The 25,772-nt window shown below is 67.3% G+C and carries 20 protein-coding genes; 9 read left to right on the plus strand and 11 right to left on the minus strand.

Annotation, left to right across the window (positions count from 1 at the left end):
• Positions 1–45 precede the first annotated feature (45 nt).
• The 5 genes from miaA to LT948_RS08285 are packed head-to-tail and all read right to left on the minus strand — an operon-like array spanning position 46 to position 6,375.
• Positions 46–1,017: a tRNA (adenosine(37)-N6)-dimethylallyltransferase MiaA gene (miaA, locus tag LT948_RS08265; RefSeq protein ID WP_003135563.1), complete on the minus strand. Its 972-nt coding sequence runs from the start codon at positions 1,015–1,017 to the stop codon at positions 46–48.
• A 57-nt stretch (positions 1,018–1,074) separates the two neighbouring features.
• Positions 1,075–2,976: a DNA mismatch repair endonuclease MutL gene (mutL, locus tag LT948_RS08270; RefSeq protein ID WP_003106411.1), complete on the minus strand. Its 1,902-nt coding sequence runs from the start codon at positions 2,974–2,976 to the stop codon at positions 1,075–1,077.
• Entirely contained in the window at positions 2,976–4,403 is a 1,428-nt protein-coding gene (amiB, locus tag LT948_RS08275) for an N-acetylmuramoyl-L-alanine amidase AmiB (protein ID WP_003123571.1), read from the minus strand. Before amiB ends, mutL begins: the two co-directional genes overlap by 1 nt.
• 8 nt (positions 4,404–4,411) lie before the next feature.
• A complete protein-coding gene (tsaE, locus tag LT948_RS08280) occupies positions 4,412–4,879 on the minus strand; it encodes a tRNA (adenosine(37)-N6)-threonylcarbamoyltransferase complex ATPase subunit type 1 TsaE (protein WP_003095664.1) in 468 nt (155 codons plus the stop codon).
• Positions 4,867–6,375: an NAD(P)H-hydrate dehydratase gene (locus tag LT948_RS08285; protein ID WP_003135568.1), complete on the minus strand. Its 1,509-nt coding sequence runs from the start codon at positions 6,373–6,375 to the stop codon at positions 4,867–4,869. The genes tsaE and LT948_RS08285 overlap by 13 nt, the downstream gene beginning before the upstream one ends.
• Positions 6,376–6,456: 81 nt before the next feature.
• On the opposite strand from LT948_RS08285, the gene queG reads away from it, so the two are divergent.
• The gene (gene queG, locus LT948_RS08290; RefSeq protein ID WP_003110324.1) at positions 6,457–7,542 is read left to right on the plus strand and encodes a tRNA epoxyqueuosine(34) reductase QueG; all 1,086 of its coding nucleotides are present in this window, start codon (positions 6,457–6,459) and stop codon (positions 7,540–7,542) included.
• Positions 7,543–7,575: 33 nt separating this feature from the next.
• Here queG and orn read toward each other — a convergent pair whose 3' ends face one another.
• Positions 7,576–8,118, minus strand: a complete 543-nt coding sequence (gene orn, locus LT948_RS08295) for an oligoribonuclease (protein ID WP_003125488.1) — start codon at positions 8,116–8,118, stop codon at positions 7,576–7,578.
• A 111-nt stretch (positions 8,119–8,229) separates the two neighbouring features.
• Between orn and rsgA the strand changes: the two genes are divergently transcribed.
• Positions 8,230–9,249, plus strand: coding sequence for a small ribosomal subunit biogenesis GTPase RsgA (gene rsgA, locus LT948_RS08300; RefSeq protein WP_003102042.1), 1,020 nt, complete (start codon positions 8,230–8,232; stop codon positions 9,247–9,249).
• A gap of 3 nt (positions 9,250–9,252) precedes the next feature.
• Here the strand turns inward: rsgA and motB are convergent, their stop codons facing one another.
• Both motB and motA read right to left on the minus strand, forming a co-directional pair.
• On the minus strand, positions 9,253–10,281 hold the full coding sequence (gene motB / locus LT948_RS08305; protein WP_003135595.1) for a flagellar motor protein MotB: 1,029 nt from the start codon (positions 10,279–10,281) through the stop codon (positions 9,253–9,255).
• 19 nt (positions 10,282–10,300) lie between these two features.
• Positions 10,301–11,152 carry a flagellar motor stator protein MotA gene (motA, locus tag LT948_RS08310; protein ID WP_003095674.1) on the minus strand — a complete coding sequence of 284 codons (852 nt, stop codon included), beginning with the start codon at positions 11,150–11,152 and terminating at the stop codon, positions 10,301–10,303.
• 140 nt (positions 11,153–11,292) lie between these two features.
• Between motA and LT948_RS08315 the strand changes: the two genes are divergently transcribed.
• The 5 genes from LT948_RS08315 to fimX all read left to right on the plus strand — a co-directional run bounded on the left by LT948_RS08315 (position 11,293) and on the right by fimX (position 18,848).
• A complete protein-coding gene (locus LT948_RS08315) occupies positions 11,293–12,804 on the plus strand; it encodes an HDOD domain-containing protein (protein WP_073657333.1) in 1,512 nt (503 codons plus the stop codon).
• A gap of 74 nt (positions 12,805–12,878) precedes the next feature.
• Positions 12,879–13,694 (plus strand): thiosulfate sulfurtransferase, encoded by an 816-nt coding sequence (gene rhdA / locus LT948_RS08320; RefSeq protein WP_033995287.1) that lies wholly within the window; start codon positions 12,879–12,881, stop codon positions 13,692–13,694.
• A gap of 3 nt (positions 13,695–13,697) precedes the next feature.
• On the plus strand, positions 13,698–14,567 hold the full coding sequence (gene asd, locus LT948_RS08325; protein WP_003095677.1) for an archaetidylserine decarboxylase: 870 nt from the start codon (positions 13,698–13,700) through the stop codon (positions 14,565–14,567).
• A gap of 317 nt (positions 14,568–14,884) precedes the next feature.
• Positions 14,885–16,708: a cyclic-di-GMP receptor FimW gene (fimW, locus tag LT948_RS08330; protein WP_003110320.1), complete on the plus strand. Its 1,824-nt coding sequence runs from the start codon at positions 14,885–14,887 to the stop codon at positions 16,706–16,708.
• Positions 16,709–16,772: 64 nt separating this feature from the next.
• Positions 16,773–18,848, plus strand: coding sequence for a cyclic di-GMP-binding protein FimX (gene fimX / locus LT948_RS08335; RefSeq protein ID WP_003095680.1), 2,076 nt, complete (start codon positions 16,773–16,775; stop codon positions 18,846–18,848).
• A gap of 86 nt (positions 18,849–18,934) precedes the next feature.
• Here fimX and serB read toward each other — a convergent pair whose 3' ends face one another.
• Positions 18,935–20,149 carry a phosphoserine phosphatase SerB gene (serB, locus tag LT948_RS08340; protein WP_003095681.1) on the minus strand — a complete coding sequence of 405 codons (1,215 nt, stop codon included), beginning with the start codon at positions 20,147–20,149 and terminating at the stop codon, positions 18,935–18,937.
• A 220-nt stretch (positions 20,150–20,369) separates the two neighbouring features.
• Here serB and LT948_RS08345 point away from each other — a divergent pair, with 220 nt between their 5' ends.
• Both LT948_RS08345 and LT948_RS08350 read left to right on the plus strand, forming a co-directional pair.
• On the plus strand, positions 20,370–21,908 hold the full coding sequence (locus LT948_RS08345; protein WP_003095683.1) for a YtjB family periplasmic protein: 1,539 nt from the start codon (positions 20,370–20,372) through the stop codon (positions 21,906–21,908).
• Positions 21,905–22,441, plus strand: a complete 537-nt coding sequence (locus LT948_RS08350; RefSeq protein WP_003095684.1) for a metal-dependent hydrolase — start codon at positions 21,905–21,907, stop codon at positions 22,439–22,441. The genes LT948_RS08345 and LT948_RS08350 overlap by 4 nt, the downstream gene beginning before the upstream one ends.
• 57 nt (positions 22,442–22,498) lie before the next feature.
• Here the strand turns inward: LT948_RS08350 and LT948_RS08355 are convergent, their stop codons facing one another.
• Positions 22,499–23,209 carry a PqiC family protein gene (locus LT948_RS08355; RefSeq protein ID WP_003110318.1) on the minus strand — a complete coding sequence of 237 codons (711 nt, stop codon included), beginning with the start codon at positions 23,207–23,209 and terminating at the stop codon, positions 22,499–22,501.
• Positions 23,210–23,501: 292 nt separating this feature from the next.
• Positions 23,502–25,766: a DNA topoisomerase IV subunit A gene (parC, locus tag LT948_RS08360; RefSeq protein ID WP_003135602.1), complete on the minus strand. Its 2,265-nt coding sequence runs from the start codon at positions 25,764–25,766 to the stop codon at positions 23,502–23,504.
• Positions 25,767–25,772 lie beyond the last annotated feature (6 nt).

Here is a 25,772-nt window from a genome sequence, read left to right on the forward strand (position 1 = left end):
CCAAACTCCGGTCTCGCTCCGGAAACAGACGGACAAATTAAGGTCTCAGGCCAATATGGAGACCGTTTTCAGGTATTTCAAGGCACGCGGCAGATTGTCACCTGCTAGGCTGTCCATCCAGTGTAGATGGCTCCAGCTTCGCAGCCAGGTGAACTGGCGCTTGGCCAACTGGCGGGTAGCGATGATGCCGCGTTCGGTCATTTCAGCGTAGGACAGCTTGCCATCCAGGTAATCCCACACCTGACGGTAACCCACGGCTCTAATAGACGGTAATCCTGCATGCAAGTCACTTCTGGCATGCAGTGCTTCGACCTCGGCGATGAAACCCTGTTCCAGCATCTGGCGAAAACGCTGCGCAATCCGCGCGTGCAACACCTGGCGCTGCTCGGGAGCAATCGCCAGCTGAGCGACAGTATACGGCAATTGATTCCTGCCTGACGCGTCAAAATCCGCCTTTTCAGCGCTTTGCCGGCGACGCAGGTCGCTCATCGACACCCCGCCGAGGCGATACACCTCGAGCGCCCGCATCAGTCGCTGCGGGTCGTTGGGGTGGATGCGCGCAGCCGACTCCGGGTCGACCTCGGCGAGTTGCCGGTGCAGCGCCTCCCAACCTTCGGCCAGGGCCTCGGCCTCGATCGCCGCGCGCACCTCGGGATCGGCGCCGGGCATGTCGGCCAGGCCCTCGAGCAACGCCTTGTAATAGAGCATGGTGCCCCCCACCAGCAGGGGAATCCTGCCGCGCGCGGTGGCCTCGGCCATCGCCGCCAGGGCGTCGGCGCGGAATTCCGCGGCCGAATAGCTCTCCGCCGGGTCGCGGATATCGATCAGGCGGTGCGGATAGCGCGCCAGCAGCTCCCGGGAAGGCTTGGCCGTACCGATATCCATGCCGCGGTAGATCAGCGCCGAGTCGACGCTGATCAGCTCGCAGGGCAGCGCATCGGCCAGCGCCATCGCCAGGTCGGTCTTGCCGGCGGCGGTCGGCCCCATGAGAAAGATGGCGGGAGGCAGGGAAGACATCGGAACGCTCTTGGACAAAGCGCATAGCTTCGGGCTTTGCGCCCGAAGCTGCAAGGCTCAGCGTCCGCGCAGGAAGAGCTTGTCCAGCTCGTCCAGGCCCAGTTGGGTCCAGGTCGGACGCCCATGGTTGCACTGGCCGCTGCGTTCGGTGATTTCCATGTCGCGCAACAGGGCGTTCATTTCCGGCAGGGTCAGGCGCCGGTTGGCGCGCACCGCGCCATGGCAGGCCATGGTGCCGAGCAACTCGTTCAGGTGTGCCTGGATACGGTCGCTGGTGCCGTACTCCAGCAGGTCGGCGATGACATCGCGCACCAACTGGGTCGCCTCCGCCTGCTTGAGCAGCGCAGGGATCTGCCGGATCGCCAGGCTTTCCGGCCCCAGGCGCTGCAGCTCGAAGCCCAGGCGCTGGAACCAGCTGGAATGCTCTTCCGCGCAATCCGCCTCGCGCTCGCTGACCGCGATCGACTCCGGCACCAGCAACGGCTGCCCACGCAAGCCTTCGCTGGCCATCGCCACCTTGAGGCGCTCGTAGGTGATCCGTTCGTGGGCCGCGTGCATGTCCACCAGCACCAGGCCGTGGGCGTTCTCGGCGAGGATGTAGATGCCCTTGAGCTGCGCCAGGGCGTAACCCAGCGGCGGGATGTCCTGGGCGCTCTCGGGCAACGCGGCTGGCGCCTCGCCCGCGGGTAACGGCGCGAAGTAGGCCTTGTAGGCGCCACCGGCCTCGGCCAGAGAAGGCGGCGCCTCCGGCCGGGTGTAGGCGGAATAGCCGGAGGAGCCGCCGGAGGCCGACGAGCCGCCACTCCAGCCCACCCGTGCCGCCGGACTCTCCAGCACGCTCTCAGCCAGGCGCATCTCGCCCTGCGGGCCGAACTCGCCGGCGGCAGCGCCGGTCGGTCGCGGCTCGGTCAGGCTGGTCGCCCCGGGCGGCGCGAGCTGGTCGTCGGGACGGACCTCGCCCAGCGCACGATGCAAGGTGCCATAGAGGAAGTCATGGACCATCCGGCTGTCACGGAAGCGAACTTCGTGCTTGGTCGGGTGCACGTTGACGTCCACCACCGCCGGATCGACTTCGAAGAACAGCACGAAGGTCGGGTGCCGGCCGTTGTACAGCACGTCGCGATAAGCCTGGCGCACCGCGTGGGCGACCAGCTTGTCGCGCACCATGCGCCCGTTCACATAGAAGTACTGCAGGTCCGGCTGGCTGCGGGAGAAGGTCGGCAAGCCGACCCAGCCCCACAGGTGCAGACCGTTGCGCTCGACCTCGATCGGCAGCGCCTGCTCGAGGAATGCCTGGCCGCACACCGCGCCGACCCGGCGCGCGCGGGCCAGCTCGTCTCGCGCCTCGTGCAGGGCGAAGATGGTCTTGCCGTTGTGGCGCAGGTGGAAAGCCACGTCGAAACGGGCCAGCGCCAGGCGCTTGATGACTTCCTGCAGATGGTCGAACTCGGTCTTCTCGGCACGCAGGAACTTGCGCCGCGCCGGGGTATTGAAGAACAGGTCGCGAACCTCGACGCTGGTCCCCACCGGGTGCGCCGCCGGCTGTACCCGCGGCTGCATGTCGCGGCCCTCGGTTTCCACCTGCCAGGCTTCGCCAGCGTCGGCGGTACGCGAGGTCATGGTCAGGCGCGCTACCGAGCTGATCGAGGCCAGCGCCTCGCCACGGAAGCCGAGGCTCATCACCCGCTCCAGGTCTTCCAGCTCGCGGATCTTGCTGGTGGCGTGGCGAGCCAGGGCCAGCGGCAGGTCGTCGGCGGGGATGCCGCGACCGTCGTCGCGCACTCGCAGCAACTTGATGCCGCCCTGCTCGACCTCCACGTCGATGCGCCGGGAACCGGCGTCAAGGCTGTTTTCCAGGAGTTCCTTGGCCACCGAGGCGGGACGCTCGACCACCTCACCGGCGGCGATCTGGTTCGCCAGCCGCGGACTCAGCAGCTGGATACGCGGTGCTTCACTCATCACTGGGCCGCCAGGGCGGTGCTCGGGATGGACAGGGCCTGGCCGACTTTCAGGTTGTCGCTGGACAGGCTGTTGCTGCTGCGCAGCGCGGCCATGCTCACTTCATAGCGCTGGGCGATCATCGCCAGGGTCTCTCCGGGCCGCACCACGTGCTCGCGCGGCCCCATGGAGAGCTTGCCCTGGGCGCGCAAAGAGGCGATGTAGGTGCCGGGCGGCGGGCTCTGCTGGAAATACTGGCGGATGCCGCTGGTGATCGAACGCGCCAAGGCCTGCTGATGGCTGGCGCTGGCCAGCTTGCGCGACTCGTTGACGTTCGAGATGAAGCCGGTTTCCACCAGGATCGACGGGATGTCCGGCGACTTCAGCACCATGAACCCGGCCTGCTCGACACGACGCTTGTGCAGCGAAGTGATGCGGCCGACATTGGTCAGCACCTTGTGGCCGACATCCAGGCTCGACGAGAGGGTGGCGGTCATCGACAGGTCGAGCAGCACGCCGGCGAGCATCTGGTCCTTGTCGCCGAGGCTGACGCTGCCATCGCCGCCGATCAGGTCGGAACGGTTCTCGCTGTCGGCCAGCCAGCGCGCGGTTTCCGAAGTGGCGCCGCGGTCGGACAGGGCGAACACCGAGGCACCGAAGGCGCTGCGGCTCGGCGCGGCGTCGGCATGGATCGAGACGAACAGGTCGGCGCCCTTCTTGCGGGCGATCTCGGTGCGCTTGCGCAGTGGGATGAAGTAGTCGCCGGTACGGGTCAGCTCGGCCCGGTAACCGCGCACCTGGTTGATCTGGCGTTGCAGCTCGCGAGCGATCGACAGGGTGATGTTCTTCTCGTGCAGCCCGCCCGGGCCAAGGGCGCCAGGGTCTTCACCGCCGTGGCCGGCGTCGATGGCGATGACGATATCGCGGGTACCGCCCTTGGTCGGCAGCGGCAGCTTGGCCACCGGCTGGGTCGGCGTCACCGGAGTGACCGGCACGCTCGGGGTCGGCGTCGCGGGTACGTCCGGGGTCAGGTCGGCGCCCTGGTCGTAGAGATCGACCACCAGGCGGTTGCCGTATTGCTGGTTGGGCGGCAGGACGAAGCTTTTCGGGGTGACCTGCGCCGACAGGTCGAGGACCATGCGCAGGTCGTTGGGCGTGCGCTGGGCGGAGCGCACCGCGGTGATCGGGGTGTTGCCGAGCTTGAGACCGTTGAGCTGGGTCGCCAGCTGGGCGCCGCTGACGTCGATGACGATACGGTTGGGCGCGGCCAGGGTGAACAGGCTGTGCTGCACCGGACCGGAGAGATCGAAGACCAGACGGGTGTTGTCCGGAGCGCGCCAGATCCGCACGCTCTTGATTTGCGCGGCGGCCAGAACCTCGCCGACCTGGCAGGCCAGCAGAATCATCACCCCAGTCAACAACGTCCGCAGACGCAAGCCCCAACCCATCGTTTTTCTCATGCTCCCATGGTCAGGGTGGCACACCAGGCTTCGCCCCGCGCACCGTGCGGTACCAGGCGCAGTGTCCGTCCACCCGCTTGGGCAGTAATGGTAATGTCCAGATCGGCGGTTGGCAAAACGCCCGCACCGCGCTCGGGCCACTCGATCAGACAGAGTGCGCTGCCGTCGAAATAGTCGCGGATGCCGAAGAACTCCAATTCCTCCGCATCGGCGAGCCGGTACAGGTCGAAATGGTAGGCGCGCAGCTCGCCGATTTCGTAAGGCTCGACCAGGGTAAAGGTCGGGCTTTTCACCGAGCCGGCATGGCCGAGGCCGCGCAGGATGCCGCGCGAGAGGGTGGTCTTGCCGGCGCCAAGGTCGCCATGCAGGTAGATCACCCCCTGCCCCCCGCTGACCCGGGCGATGCGCCCGCCCAGTTCGAGCATCGCGTCTTCCCCTTCGGCGGACAGGATCACTTCAGACACGGACTGCACTCCTCGAGCAACTGACGAACGGTAGGTATGAGATCGGTCGCCGCCAGCCCGCGACCCTGGGCGCCGAGCCGCTCACCGGCGGCGGCATGCAGCCAGACCGCCAGGCAGGCCGCCTCGAACGCCTCCACGCGCTGGGCCAGCAAGGCACCGGTGATGCCCGACAGCACGTCACCCAGGCCGGCGCCGGCCATCGCCGGATGCCCCTGGGAACAGACGGCGAGTCGTCCGTCGGGCGCGGCGACCAGGCTGCCGGCGCCCTTCAGCACCACCACCGCCTGGTAGCGACGCGCCAGTTCCAGCGCCGCCGCCGGACGATCCGCCTGCACCTCGGCGATCGAGCGACCCAACAGGCGCGCGGCCTCGCCAGGATGCGGCGTCAGAATCCATGTCTGCGGCCCTGCTCCGACCGGTTCCAGGGCCAGCAGGTTCAACGCGTCGGCATCCCAGACCTGCGGCAACGGTCGCGACCGGACAGCGCTCAGCAGGCTGCGACCCCAGGCGCGCTGGCCAAGCCCGGGACCGAGCACCAGCACGCTGGCGCGTTCGGCAAGGGCCAGCAGTTGGTTCGCCGACGCCACGCCATGGGCCATGACCTCGGGACAACGGCCCAGCAACGCCGGCACATGTTCGACGCGGGTCGCCGCCGAGACCAGCCCGGCGCCGCAGCGCAGGGCGCTTTCCGCGGCCAGTAGCACGGCCCCGCCCATGCCGGTGTCGCCGCCGACCACCAGCAGGTGGCCGAACAGCCCCTTGTGTGCGGTCCGCGGCCGCGCTGCCAGCCTCGGCAGGGCATTTCGCGCCAGGCGGCGAGCCCGGGGCTGGAGCGCTTGCAGCACGACGGCGTCGCTACCGAGTTCGTCGAACACCAGCTCGCCGACCCGTGCCGGCGCCTCGCCAGTGAACAGCCCGATCTTCAGGCCGATGAAAGTCACTGTCAGATCCGCCCTGATCGCTTCCCCCAATACCGCGCCGGTGTCGGCGCTCAAGCCGGAAGGAATATCCACCGCCAGCACCGGCAGGTCGGCGGCGTTGGCCAGGCGGATGGCCTGCGCAAAGGGCTCGCGCACGGCACCTGCCAGGCCGGTGCCGAGCAATGCATCCACTACTACGCCCTCGAGCACGGCGCACTCGCTCCAGGGCTCCACCACGACCCCGGTCGCCAGCGCGGCGGCATGCGCCTGCGCCGCGTCGCCGGCAAGCCGCTGCGGCGCCGCGACCGCCAGCACCCGCACTCGCCAACCCGCACGTTGCGCCAGCGCCGCGATCAGGTAGCCGTCGCCGGCATTGTTGCCGTGCCCGGCGAGCACCGTCAGCGCCGCGGCCTCCGGCCAACGGCGGCGCAAGGCACGCCAGGCGGCGTGGGCGGCGCGCTGCATGAGTTCGAAGCCCGGCGTGCCGGCAGCGATCAGGCGCGCATCCAGGTCGCGCACCTGGGCGGCGGAATAGAGGGCGAGTGGCAGGTCGTCGTGCTGGAAGGTCATGGTCATCGGATCGATTCGGCGTCAGGCGCGCAGTCTGGCAGAATTATACCTATCCCATTTCGCTTTCCCTCGTCTTCGTTGCCTCCCATGACTCCCCAACCTCTGGCCGACAACCTTTCCCCGCCGGACCCCGCCCGCCTCGCCCAGTCCATCAAGGACTGGGGCCGCGAGCTGGGGTTCCAGCAGGTCGGTATCAGCGACGTCGAGCTGGGCGAGCACGAAGCGCACCTGCAGCGCTGGCTGGAGGCCGGCTACCACGGCGAGATGGACTACATGGCGGCGCACGGCAGCAAGCGCTCGCGACCTGCCGAGCTGGTTCCCGGCACGCTGCGGGTGATATCCCTGCGCATGGATTACCTGCCCGGCGACACGCGCATGGCGCAGGTCCTCGCGACACCGGAAAAAGCCTACGTCTCGCGCTACGCCCTCGGCCGCGACTACCACAAGCTGATCCGCAAGCGTCTGCAACAACTGGCCGAGCGCATCCAGGCCGAAGTCGGCCCGTTCGGTTTCCGCGCCTTCGTCGACAGCGCGCCGGTGCTGGAAAAGGCCATCGCCGAACAGGCCGGCCTCGGCTGGATCGGCAAGAACACGCTGGTGCTCAACCGCAAGGCCGGCAGCTACTTCTTCCTCGGCGAGCTGTTCGTCGACATGCCGCTACCCGTCGACCCGGCGATGGACAGCGAGCATTGCGGACGCTGCTCGGCCTGCCTGGACATCTGCCCGACCGCGGCCTTCGTCGGCCCCTACCGGCTGGACGCGCGACGCTGCATCTCCTACCTGACCATCGAGTACAAGGGCGCGATTCCGCTGGAGCTGCGGCCACTGATCGGCAACCGGGTATTCGGCTGCGACGACTGCCAGATCGTCTGCCCATGGAATCGCTTCGCCCGCCCCACCGGGCAGGGCGACTTCCAGCCGCGCCACAGCCTGGACAACGCCGAACTCGCCGAACTGTTCCTCTGGAGCGAGGAGGAGTTCCTCGGCCGCACCGAGGGTTCGCCGCTGCGCCGCGCCGGCTACGAACGTTGGTTGCGCAACCTGGCGGTGGGGCTGGGCAACGCGCCCTCGACCATCCCGGTGCTGGAGGCGCTGAAGGCGCGCCGCGGGTTCCCTTCGGAGCTGGTCCGCGAGCACGTGGAATGGGCCCTGCGGCGCCACGGGGAAACCTAGCCCAGCCGGCGCCTGCCGCCCGGCCCGGACGGATCAGAGCTTGATGAAGTGGTCGCGATAGTGGCGCAGCTCGGCGATCGACTCGCGGATATCGTCCAGCGCCAGGTGGGTGTTGCCCTTCTTGAAGCTCTCGCGGACCTGCGGCGCCCAGCGCGCAGCCAGCTCCTTGAGGGTGGAGACGTCGAGGTTGCGGTAGTGGAAGTAGCCTTCCAGCCTGGGCATGTGCCTATAGAGGAAGCGGCGGTCCTGGCAGATGCTGTTGCCGCAGATCGGCGAGCTGCGCTTGGGCACCCACTGCTCGAGGAAGGCCAGGGTCTGCGCCTCGGCCTCGGCCATGCTCACGGTACTTTCCCGAACCCTCTGCATCAGGCCGGATTGGCCGTGCTGGCGGGTATTCCACTCGTCCATGCCGGCGAGGATTTCCTCTGGCTGGTGGATGGCGATCACCGGTCCTTCGGCCAGAGTGTTGAGGTCACTGTCGGTGACGATGGTGGCCATCTCGATGATGACGTCCCGGTCCGGATCGAGGCCGGTCATCTCCAGGTCGATCCAGATAAGGTTCTGCGGGTTCTGCATGGGGAGTCGCTCCAGTCGCTATGCCGTGCATTCTAGCGTGGAACGCCGCCGCGCGAATGATGGCGGCGCGCCCATGTTAAACTCGCCGCCGATTTTTCATGCGGACGCATCATGGCCAAACGCCACTTGACCCGCCGGCAGAGCTGGCGCATCGAAAAGATCCAGGAAGAACGCGCGGCCCGGGCGGCCCGTCGCGAGTCGCGTGCCGTGGAAGAGCTGGAGGGCGGCGACCTGGGACCGGAGCAGACCGGCCAGGTGATCGCTCATTTCGGGGTTCAGGTAGAGGTCGAGTCCGCCGACGGCCAGGTTTCCCGCTGTCACCTGCGCGCCAACCTGCCGGCACTGGTGACCGGCGACCAGGTGGTCTGGCGTGCCGGCAACCAGGGCATCGGCGTGATCGTCGCGCAATTGCCACGTCGCTCCGAGCTGTGCCGCCCGGACATGCGCGGGCTGCTCAAGCCGGTAGCGGCCAACGTCGACCGCATCGTCATCGTCTTCGCCCCGCGTCCCGAACCGCACGCCAACCTGATCGACCGCTACCTGATCGCCGCCGAACATGCCGGCATCCAGCCGCTGCTGCTGCTGAACAAGGCCGACCTGGTCGACGAGAGCAATGCCGAAGGCATCGATGCGCTGCTGAATGTCTACCGCACCCTGGGTTATCCGCTGATCGAGGTATCGGCCTTCAATGGCCTGGCGATGGACGAACTGCGCGGCGCGCTGGACGCTCACGTGAGCGTCTTCGTCGGGCAGTCCGGGGTGGGCAAGTCGTCGCTGGTGAATGCCTTGTTGCCAGGTGTCGACACCCGTGTCGGCGACCTCTCCACGGTGACCGGCAAGGGCACCCATACCACCACCACCGCGCGACTGTTCCATTTTCCCGGCGGCGGCGACCTGATCGACTCGCCCGGCATCCGTGAGTTCGGCCTGGGGCACGTGTCGCGAGACGACGTCGAGGCCGGCTTCATCGAGTTCCGCGACCTGCTCGGGCATTGCCGCTTCCGCGACTGCAAGCACGACCGCGAACCAGGTTGCGCCCTGCTCCAGGCCTTGGAGGACGGGCGCATCATGCCGCAACGCATGGCCAGCTACCGGCACATTCTGGCAAGCATGCCGGAAACGGACTACTGAACCTCAGTCGCCCTTGATCTGCTCCAGCTTCAGGCTGCCGCCGTCGTCGAACAGGTTGAGCTTCTTCTGCACCTCGTCCGCCGGTAGCGAAGGTTGCGCGCCCGCCGCCGGTGCCTCGGCAGCCGGCTTCGGCTGCTCGCCCGGGGCAGCCGCGGGGGCGCCGGTCTCGCCTTCGATGGCCTTCTGCGCCTTGCGGGTCAGGACCACGATGTCGATCCGCCGGTTCACCGGGTTCAGCGGGTCCTTGTCGTCGAACAGGCGTGCCGAGGCATATCCGACAACCTGGGCGATCTGCCCTTCCGGATAGCCGCCGGCGACCAGCGCACGGCGCGCGGCGTTGGCGCGATTGGCCGATAGCTCCCAGTTGCCGAAGTCACCGTTGCCGGCATAGGGCTTGGCGTCGGTGTGGCCGCTGATGCTGATCTTGTTCGGCACCTGGCGGATGGTCTCGGCCATGGCCAGCAGGATGTCCTCGAAATACGGCTGCAGGCGCGCGCTGCCGAGGTCGAACATCGGCCGGTTGGCGGCGTCGACGATCTGGATGCGCAGGCCGTCGCGGGTGATCTCGAAGTGGATCTGGTCCTTGAAGTCCTTGAGCATCGGATTTTCGTCGACCTTGTTCTGCAACTCCTGCAGCAGCAGCGCCAGGCGCTCTCGCTCAACCTGCTCGGCGAGGTTCTCGGCCTGGTCGGCGTTGACCTGGTGGTCCTGCTCGGGGCTGATCCGGCTTTCGTTGGAGTCCGGCTGGGCCTGGACCTGCGGATTGAGGGTCTTGTCCGGCGCCGGCGTCGGCGTGCCGCCGAGGTCGATGACGTAGGGGCTGGCGCTTTCGCTGAAACCGATGGGGTCCTGGAAGTATCCGGAAATCGCCTTCTTCTGCTCCGGGGTGGCCGAAGACAGCAGCCAGAGCACCAGGAAGAACGCCATCATCGCCGTCGCGAAGTCGGCGAAGGCGATCTTCCACGAGCCGCCGTGGTGGCCGGCGGCATAGCGCTTGACGCGCTTGACGATGATCGGCTGGTTATTGTCCATCTATCGACAGTGCCTCCACTCAGCGGCCACGCACGGCCTGCTCGAGCTCGGCGAAGGTCGGCCGATGGGCGGGCAGCAGCACCTTGCGGCCGAACTCGACGGCCAGCGAAGGCGGCATGCCGGAAGCGGAAGCGACCAGGCAGGCCTTGATCGCCTCGAACATGTTCAACTCTTCCTTGGCATCGTGCTCCAGCGCGACGGCCAGCGGGCCGACGAAGCCGTAGGCGGCGAGAATCCCGAGGAAGGTACCCACCAGGGCGGCGGCGACGTGGTGGCCGATCTCCGCCTGGCTGCCTTCGCCAAGCAACGCCATGGTGATGACGATGCCGAGTACCGCGGCGACGATACCGAAGCCCGGCAGGGCGTCGGCGACCTTGGTCACCGCGTGGGACGGATGCTCCAGGTCCTCCTTGAGACTGGACAGCTCCATGTCGAACAGGCCTTCCAGCTCGTGCGGCGCCATGTTGCCGGAGGACATGATGCGCAGGTAGTCGCAGACATAGGCGGTCATCCGTTCGTCCTTCAGCACGCCGGGGTACTTGCTGAAGATGGGACTGGCCGCGGGGTCCTCGATGTCCGCCTCGATCGCCATCATCCCTTCGCGCCGGCTCTTGTTGAGGATCTCGTAGAGCATGCCCAGCACCTCGAGGTAGTAGGTCTGGGTAAAGCGGTTGCTGAACATCTTCGGCGCTTTCTTCAGCACCACCATGAACGTGCTGCCCGGGTTGGCCTGGAGGAACGCCCCCAGTGCCGCACCGCCGATGATCAGGACCTCGAAGGGCTGGATGATGGCGCCGATCTTGCCGCCGGAGAGCAGGAAGCCCCCGAGGACACTGGCGAAAACGACGATGATGCCGATGATTTTTGACATGAGGACCGGACGTGCGAAATGAACAGGATAAGGAGGGGGACTGCTAGGCTCCCTCTTGTTATCGGTTGCTAGCCGCAAGACTATAGTCCGAATACTCGAAAAGCCAGTTCGCCGCCTCGCCGACACCGAGCCCGACACCCATGACAGACCGCCTCGCCGCCTGGCTCGAAGAGCTCGACCGGCAACCCCTGCCGATCCCCGCCAGCCACTATGCCGGCCTGCACGCCGCGCTGAGCGACAGCCGCCGCTCGCTGCGCGAGATCGCCGACCAGTTGCAGGGCAGCCCGACGCTGGCGTTGTCCATCCTGCGCGAGGCCAATCGCGCCGAGAGCGCCCGCGACAACCCCGCGGAAAGCCTGGAGGTGGCCCTCAGCCGCCTCGGCCTGGCGCGCGCGAGCCAACTTCTGAAGACCCTGCCGAGTATCCAGGATGCGGAGATGCCCAGGGTCCTCGGGCAGATGCTGCTGATCAGCCAGCACGCCATGCAGCAGGCCAGCGGCCTGTTCGGCGCGCGCCTGGCCAGGCTCTGGCAGGAAATTCACTGGGGCAGCCTGCTGACCATGGCTCCGGTCTGGGCGCTGGCCAACGCCCGCCCGCAGCTGCTGGAGCAATGGCAGCAACGCGTGCTGGTACAGGGCGAACCGACCCTGCGAGTGGAGCGCGAACTGCTCGGCATGCGCCTGCTGCCGATCTGCCTGGCGCTGGCCGAACGCTGGCGGCTACCGCAGTGGGTCATCCAGGGCTATCGCCTGCTCGCCTGCGACCGTCGCCTGCTGGTTCGAGCCCTGCGTATCGCCCGCGACCATCAGTCGCCCCTGCTCCAGCAACAGCAACTCGATGCCCAGCCCGATCTCGCCCGCTGGCTGACCCAGCCGGCCAACTGCACTCTCCTCGCCAATGGCCTGGCCATCGCCGCGCACCAGAGCTGGGACGGGCCGCACATGCTGCGCTGGCAGCGCCTGACCGGCCTGTACCTGGGCCAGCCGCTGACCGAAGTCCAGCAGCAGGTGCACATGCTCGCCGCGCAAAGCGCGCGCCTGCACGCCCGGCCGCCGCTGTGGCATCCGGCGGTGGCCTTGATCTGGCCCTGGCAGGCCAGCCGCTGGCGTGCCGAAGCGGCGCCCCCGCCGCCGCCCTCGGCGGAAGCCCTGGCCGAGTGGCGGCAGCATTGCGCCGAGTTGCTCCGCGAGCCCAGCCCGTTCAGCAACGTGGTGCAGCTCACCGCCTGTGCCCGCGATGCGCTGCGCGCCTGCGGCCTGCAAAGGATGCTGCTGCTGGTGGCCGATCGCACCCAGGTACACGTGCTGGCGCAGCAGAGCGCCGGACTCGAACCGGGCCAGGAGAAATTGCAACTGGAGATTGCCAGCAGCCCGCTGCTGAAGAAACTGTTCCAGCAACCCGCCCTGCTGCGCATCGGCCCGAACAACCAGGACCAGTTGCTGCCGGCCCTCGGCGAACCCTTGCGCCAACTGTTCCCCGGACCTCACCTGCTGCTGCGCTCGCTGGGCAACGGCTCGCGAGTGGTGATGCTGGTCCTGGCCGACCTCGGCGGCCAGCCGTTCAGCGACCTGCATGCCCAGGCCTTCGCCAAGACCGCCCAGTGCACCGAGCGCGCGAACCAGCAGTTCGGCCGCCAGCGCCGCACGGAATGAGGGACACGCCCGGCACACTGGTCGGGCGCGCTTTCCGTTAAACTGCTGCCCTTCTTCAACCCGGGGGTACTCGCATGTCCGTCTTCTCCGACCTGCCATTGGTGATCGAGCCCAGCGATCTCGCGCCGCGCCTGGGCGCGCCCGAGCTGATCCTGGTCGACCTGACCAGTGCCGCCCGCTACGCCGAAGGGCATATCCCCGGCGCGCGTTTCGTCGACCCCAAACGCACCCAGTGGGGACAACCCCCGGCACCCGGCCTGCTACCGGCCAAGGCCGACCTGGAAGCCCTGTTCGGCGAGCTGGGCCACCGCCCGGAGGCGACCTACGTGGTCTACGACGACGAAGGCGGCGGCTGGGCGGGCCGCTTCATCTGGCTGCTGGACGTGATCGGCCACCACCGCTACCACTATCTCAACGGCGGCCTGCCGGCCTGGATCGCCGACGCCCAGGAGCTCGACCGCGAGGTCCCGGCGCCTGTCGGCGGCCCGCTGCCGCTGACGTTGCACGACGAGCCCAGCGCGACCCGCGAATACCTGCAAAGCCGCCTCGGCGCCGCCGACCTGGCGGTATGGGATGCGCGCAACCCCAGCGAATACGCCGGTACCAAGGTGCTCGCCGCGAAGGCCGGGCATGTGCCCGGCGCGATCAATTTCGAATGGACCGCCGGCATGGACCCGGCTCGCGCCCTGCGCATCCGCGCGGATATCGCCGAAGTCCTGGAGGCCCTCGGCATTACGCCGGACAAGGAAGTGATCACCCACTGCCAGACCCACCATCGCTCCGGCTTCACCTACCTGGTGGCCAAGGCGCTGGGCTACCCGCGGGTCAAAGGCTACGCCGGCTCCTGGTCGGAATGGGGCAACCACCCCGATACCCCTGTAGAGGTTTGAGGAATGTCGTTCAAAGATCGTCTGTTCATCTGCAGCCAGTACCTGCTGCCGCACCACCTGCTGTCCCGGCTGATCGGCTTCGCCGCCGACTGCCGGGCGACCTGGTTCAAGGACCGCCTGATCGCCTGGTTCGCCCGGCGCTACCAGGTCGACATGCGCGAAGCGCAGGTCGAGGACCTGCAGGCCTATGAACATTTCAATGCCTTCTTCACCCGCGCCCTGAAGGATGGCGCCCGCCCGCTGGCCCAGGAGCCCGGCGCGGTGCTCTGCCCGGCCGATGGCGCGATCAGCCAGCTCGGCCCGATCGAGCACGGGCGGATCTTCCAGGCCAAAGGCCACAGCTACAGCCTGGCCGAACTGCTCGGCGGCGACGCCGAACTGGCCGCGCCCTTCATGGGTGGCGACTTCGCCACCGTCTACCTGTCCCCCCGGGACTACCACCGCGTGCACATGCCGCTGGCCGGCACCCTGCGCGAGATGGTCTACGTTCCCGGCCGGCTGTTCTCGGTGAACCAGACCACCGCGGAAAACGTTCCCGAGCTGTTCGCCCGCAACGAGCGGGTGGTCTGCCTGTTCGACACCGAGCGCGGTCCGATGGCCGTGGTGCTGGTGGGCGCGATGATCGTGGCCTCCATCGAAACCGTCTGGGCCGGCCTGGTTACGCCGCCGAAGCGCGAACTGAAGACCTTCCGCTACGACGAAGCCGCCCGTGCGCCGATCCGCCTGGAAAAAGGCGCCGAGCTGGGTCGCTTCAAGCTGGGCTCCACCGCCATCGTCCTGTTCGGCCCGCAGCAGGTCGCGTTCAACGACGGCCTCGGGGCAGCGAGCCCGGTGCGCATGGGCGAATGCCTGGCCCTGCCGAAACAGTCCTGACCTCGCCGGGACGGAGCGCCCCGAGCGTCTCCGTCCCATCTCTCCCCGCCGCCGGAACCTCCCGGCGGGATCGTGGCGTCCGAAGGCTGCGGGTCCATTTCGATGCTGCTAGAGTTCGGAAAGGTCCTATCGAGCCTGTGCCGCCCCCTCGGTCAGGAAAGCGGACTGCCGCACAGTTCCTGTCCTGGCCACGACGATGAACCCGCCTCCCGTGTTAAGAAAGAGGAGGCGCAGCCGCGGCGATCGGAAGTCCGGCACCTCTCCGGGGCTTCAACCCCCCGTAGAGCCTTTTCAGTAGCGGAGCCGTCTAACCCCCCATGGAAAACCAGAGCCCCCACCTCTCGTTGCGCGTCCCCACTCCGACGCAGCAGAACCTGAGCTTCTGCGACGCCACCCCGAAGGACATCAAGTACTGGCTGGCGCACCTGCCCAAGGCCAACCTCGGGGAAACCGCGCGCCAGCTCTACCAGGGCCTGATCGAACTCAACCAGTTGGTGCTGCCCGTCGAGGCCCGCCTGCAACTGCTCGAACTGTTCCGTCCAGAGGTGCATTTCGTCTGCGCCCACCTGGAACGGCACTTCCTCAACCAGGCCATCGTCCTCGACGAACGGCCGCGCAAGATCGCCAACCTCTGCCAGGCCCTGCAGAACCACCTGGCCATCGGCTACAAGCTGATCGTGGTCCAGGAAGCGCCGCGCAACAGCCGCGACCGCGCGCAGTTGCTCGCGGTCGGTATCCAGCGGGCGATCCGCAGCCTGTGCGGCCCGCTGATCCGTGCCAGCCAGTTGTACTGCCCTGTCCCCGAGGGGCTTTGGCTGGAACTCCACCAGCTGTACCAGTTGGCCAGCCAGCGCGGCGTGCATCGTCTCGCGGTGCGCGACGAACTGGCCAAGCACACCCCCGGCCTGAGCGTCGAGCAGGCCTACCTGATACCGCTGCTGCTCGGCTGCGCGCGCTGCAACCAGATGCGCCAGAACAACATTGCACGGCTCGCCGAGGTGCTCGAACCCTGGAGCCAATTGCTGTCGATACAGAGCGCGGCGCTGCCCGGCTCGCTGTTCATCGCCGTGCCGCAGATCGACGGCCCGCCGCGCTACCGCTCGCTGTACCCGGAGACCCAACTGGCCAATGCCCTGGGCATCGACACCCAGCCGCTGGTCGAACTGATCCGCGAATACCTGCTGCAGCCCGAGGCCGAGCGCGCGAAGGCGCGCCTGCCGCTGATCGAAGGGGTGACCCTGGACCTGCTGCAACATCTCTCCTCGGCCTGGGGAGACATCGCCGAACGTACCTTCCAGCGCACCCAGGGCCAGGGCCAGTTGACCCTGTGCATCGGCATGAGCGCCCTACACTACTTCCTCGCCGGGCGCCGCCCGTTCAACGAGGTCCTGCAGATCCAGGAAGTGCCCGAGGCACCTCGCTTCAAGGCCGACGTCCAGGACGCCTGGGCCGGCGCCTTCGATGCGCAGAAGGTCACCGACTGGCAGCCCGGCATGCCGCTGGAGGAAATCGAGTACCGCCCGCACCAGTCGCCCCGCGGTGGGCAGCCCGATCACCCGCAGGCCCACGCACAGACTGACGCCACCGAGGACTATCCGACCTACGCCCTGCCCATCGTCAACCACAGCCCCGGCGGTTATTGCCTGAGCTGGCCGAAGGAGGTGCCCGCCCAACTGCAGGCGGGCGAACTGGTCGGCCTACAGGACCTTCCCGGCCAGGCATGGAGCATCGCGGTGGTGCGCTGGATCCGCCAGGTGCGCAATGGCGGCACGCAGATGGGCATCGAGATGATCGCCCCGGCGGCGCAGCCCTGCGGCCTGCAACTGCTGCGCAAGACCGAGCAGAGCAGCCACTACCTGCGCGCCCTGCTGCTGCCGGAAATCGCCGCGATCTCGCGGCCGGCGACGGTGATCACCCCGCGCCTGCCGTTCCAGGAGGGCAGCCGGGTGCAGATCAACCTGCACGGCGAGGAGCGGCGCGCGGTGCTGAATCGCCGGCAGGCCTCGACCGGCAGCTTCAGCCAGTTCGAATACCGCTCGGCGGAACCGGTGAACACCCCGAGCGATAAGCCGGTCACAGCGCCAGTGGCCCGGCCACCTGCGGGGGAGGAAGATTTTGACTCGCTCTGGAAGTCTCTGTAGATTGCCCCGACACCTCCATTCGCCGTCTTTTCGCGCCCGCCCGGACGCGGACTGAGCCCTTTCCATGGCCATCGAAAAGAAAACCATCCGCCTGCTGATTCTGGAAGACTCGCAGAACGAAGCCGAACGCCTGGTCAGTCTGTTCCGCAATGCCGGCCACGCGACCCGCGTACATCGACTGACCTCTCCCGAGGACCTCGCCGAGACCCTCCAGCAAAGCTGGGACCTGCTGATCGCCGCGCCGACCAGCGAGTGTCTCGAGCCCGGCGAGGCGCTCGCCACCTTGCGCCGCCAGTCACGCGACATCCCGTTCATCCAGCTGGTGGCCGACAACAGCTCCGACGCCATCACCGACGCCTTGATGCTCGGCGCCCAGGACGCCCTGCCGCAAGGCGAGGACGAGCGCCTGGTGCTGGTCGCCAACCGCGAGCTGGCCGGCCTCGCCGAACGCCGCGCGCGCCGCGCCGCCGAACTGGCCCTGCGCGAGGCGGAAAAACGCTGCCAGTTGCTGCTCGACAGCTCGGTCGACGCCATCACCTACGTCCACGACGGCATGCACATCTACGCCAACCGCTCCTACATGGCGCTGTTCGGCTACGAGGACGCCGAGGAACTGGAAGGCCTGCCGGTCATCGACCTGATCGCCTCCTGCGACCAGGGCGCCTTCAAGGATTTCCTCAAGGGCTACCAGAACGACCAGCGCCAGACCGAACTGGTTTGCACCGGGGTCAAGCTCGACGGCCAGGAATTCAAGGCGCGCATCAGCCTCTCCGCCGCCACCTACGACGGCGAACCCTGCATCCAGGTGGTGATCCGCGGCGAGGTCGACAACGCCGAACTGGAAGAAAAGCTCCGCGAAGTCAGCAGCCAGGACCCGGTCACCGGACTCTACAACCGCAGCCACTTCCTCGACCTGATGGATGCCGCCGTGCAGCAGGCAGTGACCGCCCGCAAGCCGTCGACCCTGGCCTATATCCATCTCAACGGCTACCCCTCGCTCCAGGCCGACCACGGGCTTTCCGGGATCGACCTGCTGCTCGGCCAGTTGGCCGGACTGATGCGCGAACAGTTCGGCGAAGAAGCCGACCTGGCGCGTTTCGGCGATTCGATCTTCGCCGCCCTGTTCAAGGGCAAGACTCCCGAGCAGGCGCAAGCGGCACTGCAACGACTGCTGAAGAAGGTCGAGAACCACCTTTTCGAGCTGAACGGCCGCAGCGCTCAGGCCACCCTCAGCATCGGCGTCGCCGGTCTCGACGAGAAGACCGCCAAGGCCCAGGACGTGATGAACCGTGCGCATCGCTGCGCCGATGACGCGGCACGCAAGGGCGGGTCGCAGATCAAGCAGTACAACCCGGCGGAAGAGCTTGCCGCCGCCGCCCAGCGCGGCGACGTCATCGCGATCCTCCAGCAGGCGCTGGAGACCAACAGCTTCCGCCTGCTGTTCCAGCCAGTCATCAGCCTGCGCGGCGACAGCCACGAGAACTACGAGGTGCTCCTGCGCCTGCTCAATCCGCAGGGCCAGGAAGTGCCGCCGGCGGAGTTCCTGCATGCCGCCAAGGAAGCCGGGCTGGCGGAGAAGATCGACCGCTGGGTGATCCTCAACTCGATCAAGCTGCTCGCCGAGCATCGCGCCAAGGGGCACCAGACCAAGCTGTTCGTCCACCTGTCCAGCGCCAGTCTGCAAGACCCCGGCCTGCTGCCCTGGCTCGGGGTGGCGCTGAAGGCCGCGCGCCTGCCGCCGGAGTCGCTGGTGTTCCAGATCAGCGAAGCCGACGCCACCAGCTATCTGAAGCAGGCCAAGCAACTGACCCAGGGCCTGGCCACCCTGCATTGCCAGGCGGCGATCAGCCAGTTCGGCTGCTCGCTGAATCCGTTCAACGCGCTGAAGCACCTGACCGTGCAATTCATCAAGATCGATGGCTCCTTCGTCCAGGACCTCAACCAGGTGGAAAACCAGGAGATCCTCAAGGGCCTGATCGCCGAACTGCACGAACAGCAGAAGCTCAGCATCGTCCCCTTCGTCGAGAGCGCCAGCGTCCTCGCCACCCTGTGGCAAGCCGGCGCCACCTACATCCAGGGCTACTACCTGCAGGGGCCGAGCCAGGCGATGGACTACGACTTCTCCTCGGGAGACGAATGAAGAACGGGCGCCCTGGGCGCCCGTTGCTTTTCCGCTCTACCGACCTGGTTCGTGGCTGCCGGGCCGGCAAGAGGCGCCCGCCGGCCTCAGGCTCGCCCTTCGCGGTCGCGGTAGCCGAGCAGGTAGAGGATGCCGTCCAGGCCCAGGGTCGAGATCGCCTGCTTGGCCGACTGCTTGACCAGCGGCTTGGCGCGGAACGCCACGCCCAGGCCGGCCAGGCCGAGCATCGGCAGGTCGTTGGCGCCGTCGCCGACGGCGATGGTCTGCTCCAGGCTCAGACCTTCCTTCGCCGCCAGTTCGCGCAACAGGTCGGCCTTGCGCTGGGCATCGACGATCGGCTCGACCGCCACCCCGGTGACCTTGCCGTCGACGATCTGCAACTCGTTGGCGAACACGTAGTCGATCCCCAGCTTCGCCTGCAATTGACGGGCGAAATAGGTGAAGCCGCCGGACAGGATGGCGGTCTTGTAACCCAGGCGCTTGAGTTCGGCGAACAGGGTTTCAGCACCCTCGGTCAGACGCAGCGAGGCGCCGATCTCCTCCAGTACGTCTTCCGACAGTCCCTGCAGCAGCGCCAGGCGCTCCTTGAAGCTGGCGCGGAAGTCCAGTTCACCGCGCATCGCCCGTTCGGTGATCGCGGCGACCTTCTCGCCGACGCCGGCGGCCTTGGCCAGTTCGTCGATGACTTCCGCCTCGATCAGCGTCGAATCCATGTCGAACACCGCCAGCCGGCGATTGCGGCGGAACACGCTGTCCTGCTGGAAAGCGATGTCGACGTTCAATTCCTGGGCGACGCTGAGGAATTCCGCACGCAGCGCCGCCGGATCGGCCGGTTCGCCGCGTACCGAGAACTCGATGCAGCCCTTGCCCTGGTCGGCGGGCATGTCCAGCGGCATGCGCCCGGAGAGACGGTCGATGTGGTCGATGTTCAGCGCGTACTTGGCGGTGATCGAGCTGACCCTCTGCAGTTGCTCGGCAGTCACCCGGCGGGTGAGCAGGGTCACGATGTGCCGCGCCTTGCCCTGGCCGTCGACCCATTGCCGGTAGTCCTCTTCCGAGACCGGGGTGAAGCGCACCTGCTGGTCCAGCTTGTAGGCGGTGAACAGCACGTCCTTGAGGACCGAGGAACCGGCTTCGGTATCCGGGATTTCCACCAGGATGCCGAACGACAGGGTGTCGTGGATCACCGCCTGGCCGATGTCGAGGATGTTCACCCCGCCCTGGGCCAGTACGCCGGTGATGGCCGCGGTGAGACCGGGGCGGTCTTCCCCGGTGATGTTGATCAGGACAATTTCGCGCAAGGCGTAAGCTCCGCCAGGTAAAAGACGCCATTCTACCCGCTTTCCCGCACACCCGAGAGACGCAGAGCCGGGCATTTGCCATCACCACCGGTCGGAACCGACCGGGAAAACCCGCGAAACCGCCGCGCGGCGGCCTGGAAAGCGCGTCAACGGCCCTTTGCCCCTCGGGGGGCGCTGGTTATACTGCGCGATACCTCTATTTCAGAAGACCGAGCCCCCTGTGACCCGGCCCACGTCCGTCAAGCCCGACAATTTCTTCCTCCTGCTGTTTCGTGCCTTGCGCCAGCGCCGCGTCCCGATCGCCCTGCGGCTCGCCAGCCATAGCCTGATCCTGGTGGCCCTGGCCCTGCTGATCTACGCCTGGGTCATGGGCATGCAGTTTCGCCAGGCCATGCAGCAGCAGGCCGATGCCCTGGGCCAGAGCCTGATCACCCAGACCGCCGCGTCCGCCACCGAGTTGCTGGTGTCCAACGACATCCTCAGCCTCAACGTGCTGCTGAACAACCTGGTGAAGAACCCGCTGGTGGCCCATGCGGCGATCTACAGCGTCGACCAGCGCATCCTCGCCGAGGCCGGCAGCCGTCCGAAGCAGAGCCTGCTCGGCGCCACCGAAGGCCTGTACTCGACGCCGATCACCTTCCAGGAAGTGATCGCCGGGCACCTGCGCATCAGCCTGGACATGCAGCAGTTCCAGCAGCCGATGATGATCAGCCTGCAGAGCATGGGCCTGATCAGCCTGATCCTGCTGATCCTCGCCCTGTATTTCAGTCTGCGCCTGGGGCGGCAGATTTCCACACCCTTGTTGCAATTGCGTGTCTGGTTGCGCGATCCGGACAATCCGGCCCCCGGCGCCGAACTGCAGAACGAGCTGGGCGACCTGGCGCGCGACCTGGAAGAGCGCCTGGTGCCGGAGAAGCCGCCGGCGCCGGAGCCGGAAGAAGCACCGCTGCCGCAGAACTTCGACGACATCCTGCTGGAAGACGACGAAGCCGACCTGCGCAGCCGCAAGGTCGAGGCCTCGGCCTTCGAGGAAGACGACATTCCGCTGGGCGACGCCCTGCTGGACGAGACCAAGCCGGTGGAATTCACCTCCATCGACGAAGACCCGCTGGACCAGGACGCCTTCGACGAGAACGGAGCCGAAGCCGGGGACCAGCCCGCGGCGCCCGCCGCTGCGCGCGAACCGCAACACAGTGCGGTGCTGGCGATCCAGCTCGGCGCCCAGGAACAGTTGCGCCGGTTGCCGCGCAGCCGCCTGGTGGACCTCCTGCAACGCTATCGCGACTGCCTGGAACAGGCCGCCCGCCAGTACAAGGGCAGCCTGCACACGCTCAGCGACGGCGGCAGCCTGATTCTCTTCCACAGCCGCGACAACCGCGCCGACTACCTGACCAACGCGCTCTGCTGCGGTGAACTGATGCGCGCGCTCGGCCATGCCCTGCAGATCGAGGTCGCCGACAGCGGCATCACCTTGCAGTTGCAACTGGGCCTGAGCCTCGGCGAAGACCTCAGCGAACAGACCCAGGCCGACCTGCTGCTCAACGAAACCGTGCAGAACGCCCTCGCCCTCAACCAGCACAGCCGCAACCTGCTGCTGGTCGAACGCAGCATCGCCGACGACGCGGTGGTCCGCGAGCGCGCCCGTATCCGCGCCATCGCCAGTCCGGAAGGAGCCTGCTGCGTCGAGCGTCTGCTGGAGCCGTATCCGTCGATGCTCGAGCGCCAACTGGCGCGCATGCACGACCGCGCCCGCCCGTGACCACCCTGATCACCCACCCGCTGCCGGTCCTGGCGGTGGGACTGGCCCTTGGCAGCCGGGTGATCCCGCCACGCCTGCTGCTGGCAGGCATGCTCGCCGCCTGCCTGCCGGACTTCGACGTAGTCGCCTTCAAGCTCGGCATCGCCTATCACGATGCCTTCGGCCATCGCGGCTTCAGCCATTCGCTATTGTTCGCCGCGATCCTCGGCGCGCTCGCCGCCCTCGCCTGCCGGCCGCTGCATAGCGGACCGCTGAAAGCCGGGCTGTGGGTGGCGCTGGCCACCGCCTCGCACAGCCTGCTGGACGCGATGACCAATGGCGGGCTGGGCGTCGCCTGGTTCTGGCCCTGGAGCGACGCCCGCTACTTCATGCCCTTCCATCCGATCGCCGTGTCGCCGATCGGTCTGTCGCGCTTCCTCAGCGAACGCGGATTGCTGGTGCTGCAATCGGAGGCGCGCTGGGTCTGGCTGCCCTGCCTGCTGCTGGCGCTCGCCGGCATGGCCCTGCGCTTCCTGTTGCGCCGCTCACGCTGACGCCGAAACGAAAAAGCCCCGCTTCGGCGGGGCTTGTTCCTGGTCGGCTCTCGACAATCAGAACCGATAGACCTCGGCATCGGTGCGAATCGGCACCACCAGCGGCATTTTCGGACCTTCCTCTTCCTTGGCCTTCGGCTTGGCCACCGGCTTGCGCGCGGTCGCCGGCGGCGGCGCCTCGGCCGCCACGGCGATCGGCTTGACGTCCTTGGCCAACTGCGCCGCCAGGCGCTTGAGCAGGTCGCTCTGGGCACGGATCTGGTCGCCGATGCTGCCCTGGTGCCGTTCTTCCTCGTGGAACACCCGGCTGTCCTTCAGGTCGCCCTTCTGGTCCAGCAGGCGCCAGCGCGCCTCGATCACCGCCGGCTGCTTGGGGCCGGAGTCGAGGCGACTGATGGTCAGCATCACCTGGACCTGGGGGGTGAAACCGGGTTTTTCCGGGAACAGCGCCAGGCGGCTGCTGCCCAGCTCGCTGGACATCTGCCGCAGCAGTTGCTGGCTGACATTGGTCTCCAGGTTACCGGCCCAGCGCGCGTCGGTGGACAGGCTGAGAATACCGTCGGCCTGCCGCTGCACCATCACATCGCGCTTGAGATAGTCGGCCAGTTGTACCGGGCCGAGCAGGACGGCCGCACCGCCATCCTTTTTCGGTACTGCGGCGGCACCGACGTCCAACTGGTAGAGCTGGGCCGGCGGATGGACCGCACAACCCGTCAGCCCGAGCAGGCTGACGAGGGAAAGACATGCGAAGACGCGCCACGCGCTCATCGAGAACCACCGTATTTCGCCGAAGATCGGCACTACTGATGCAAGACTTGAATTCTACTGGCCACCCGCCATCGGAAACGGCGGCCGAAGGGGCGTATCATCCCCTAACCAGCGCCATAGCTCCAGAGGCAGAGCGTATTCCGAAACCGGTTTCGGACCACCTGCGTCAGGGGAAAACCCGGCGGAACCCGCCAGGGAGACGACATTCCCCCGGAAAGCCGGCCTCGGAAGAGGCCGCTTTCGCCATTCCCTTGCGGATATGCGAGAGATCGGAGACCGGTAACGGCTCATTTCAATCCTGTGTCGGAATATCCACCAGCAGGCTGTCGACGCGCTGGAAACCGCGCGGCAGCTTGTTGCCTCGCCGGCCCCGCTCCCCCTTGTAGTGTTCCAGGTCGTCGCCCTTGAGCGACAGGGTACGCTTTCCAGCCTGCAGGACCAACGTCGCCCCGGCTGGCAGAACAGCCAGGTCGGTGAGGTACTCCTCGCGGCTGGCCACGCGTTCGCCGGGGATGCCGATGATCTTGTTGCCCTTGCCCTTGCCGAGCTGCGGCAGGTCGGAGACCTTGAACAATAGCAGACGGCCCTCGGTCGTCACGGCCGCCAGCCAATCCTGCTCCACATCGCGCACCGGGCGCGGCGCCACCACGGCGGAGCCGTTGGGCAGGCTGAGCAGGGCCTTGCCGGCCTTGTTCTTGGCTTGCAGGTCCTCGCCCTTGACCACGAAACCATAGCCGGCGTCGGAAGCGATCACGAACAGCGCATCGTCGTCCGGCAGCAGCACGCATTCGAAGCTGGCCCCCGGCGGCGGCGTCAGCCGGCCGCTGAGTGGCTCACCCTGGCCCCGCGCGGACGGCAGGCTGTGGGCCGGCAGCGAGTAGCTGCGCCCGGTGGAGTCGATGAACACCGCATACTGGTTCGAGCGTCCCGGCGCGGCGGCCTTGAAGCCGTCGCCGGCCTTGTAGGAGAGGCCGGCGGCGTCGATGTCGTGGCCCTTGGCGCAACGCACCCAGCCTTTTTCCGAGAGCACCACGGTCACCGGTTCGGTGGGCATCAGCTCGGTTTCCGACAGCGCGCGGGCCTCGGCGCGGGCGACGATCGGCGAACGGCGGTCGTCGCCGTAGGTCTCGGCGTCCTTGATCAGCTCCTCGCGCACCAGCTTCTTCAGCTTGGCCTCGCTGCCGAGCAGGGTCTGCAGGCGCTTCTGCTCCTTCAGCAACTCTTCCTGCTCGCCGCGGATCTTCATCTCTTCCAGGCGTGCCAACTGGCGCAGGCGGGTGTCGAGGATGTAGTCGGCCTGCACCTCGCTGAGTTCGAAGCGCTCCATCAGCACCGCCTTGGGCTGATCCTCGGTGCGGATGATGTGGATCACCTCGTCGAGGTTGAGGAAGGCGATCAGCAAGCCATCCAGCAGATGCAGGCGGCGCTCGACCTTGTCCAGGCGGAACTGCAGGCGTCGACGCACGGTGCCGATGCGGAACTGCAGCCACTCCGAGAGCAACTGGCGCAGGTCCTTGACCTGCGGCTTGCCGTCGAGGCCGATGATGTTCAGGTTGACCCGGTAGCTGGTTTCCAGGTCGGTGGTGGCGAACAGATGGGTCATCAGCTCTTCGACATCGACCCGGTTCGAACGCGGGATGATGACGATGCGGGTCGGGTTCTCGTGGTCCGACTCGTCGCGCAGGTCGGCCACCATCGGCAGCTTCTTGGCCTGCATCTGCCCGGCGATCTGTTCCAGCACCTTGGAACCGGACACCTGGTGCGGCAGGGCGTGGATGACGATGTCGCCGTCCTCGACGCGGTACACCGCGCGCATGCGCACCGAACCGCGGCCGGTCTCGTAGACCTTCTGCAGGTCGGCGCGCGGGGTGATGATCTCGGCTTCGGTGGGGAAGTCCGGGCCCGGCACGTGTTCGCACAATTCGGCGACCGTCGCGCCCGGCTGGTCGAGCAGGCGCACGCAGGCCGACGCGACTTCCCGCAGGTTGTGCGGCGGCACGTCGGTGGCCATGCCCACCGCGATGCCGGTGGTGCCGTTGAGCAGCAGGTTGGGCAGGCGGGCCGGCAGCACGGCCGGCTCATCGAGGGTGCCGTCGAAGTTCGGTACCCAGTCCACGGTACCCTGGCCCAGTTCGCTGAGCAGCACCTCGGAATAGCGCGACAGGCGCGCCTCGGTATAACGCATGGCGGCGAAGGACTTGGGATCGTCCGGCGCCCCCCAGTTGCCCTGGCCGTCCACCAGCGGATAGCGATAGGAGAACGGCTGCGCCATCAGCACCATGGCCTCGTAGCAGGCCGAGTCGCCGTGCGGGTGGAACTTGCCGAGCACGTCGCCGACGGTGCGCGCCGACTTCTTGTGCTTGGAATCGGCATCCAGCCCCAGTTCGCTCATGGCGTAGACGATGCGTCGCTGCACCGGCTTCAGGCCGTCGCCGATATGCGGCAGGGCGCGGTCCATGATCACGTACATGGAATAATTCAGATAGGCCTGCTCGGTGAACTCGGCCAACGACCGGCGTTCGACCCCTTCCAGGCTCAGATCGAGGGATTCGCTCATGCGTAC

The sequence above is a fragment of the Pseudomonas sp. CP-1 genome (assembly GCF_021213715.1).
Taxonomy (GTDB): Bacteria; Pseudomonadota; Gammaproteobacteria; order Pseudomonadales; family Pseudomonadaceae; genus Pseudomonas; species Pseudomonas aeruginosa.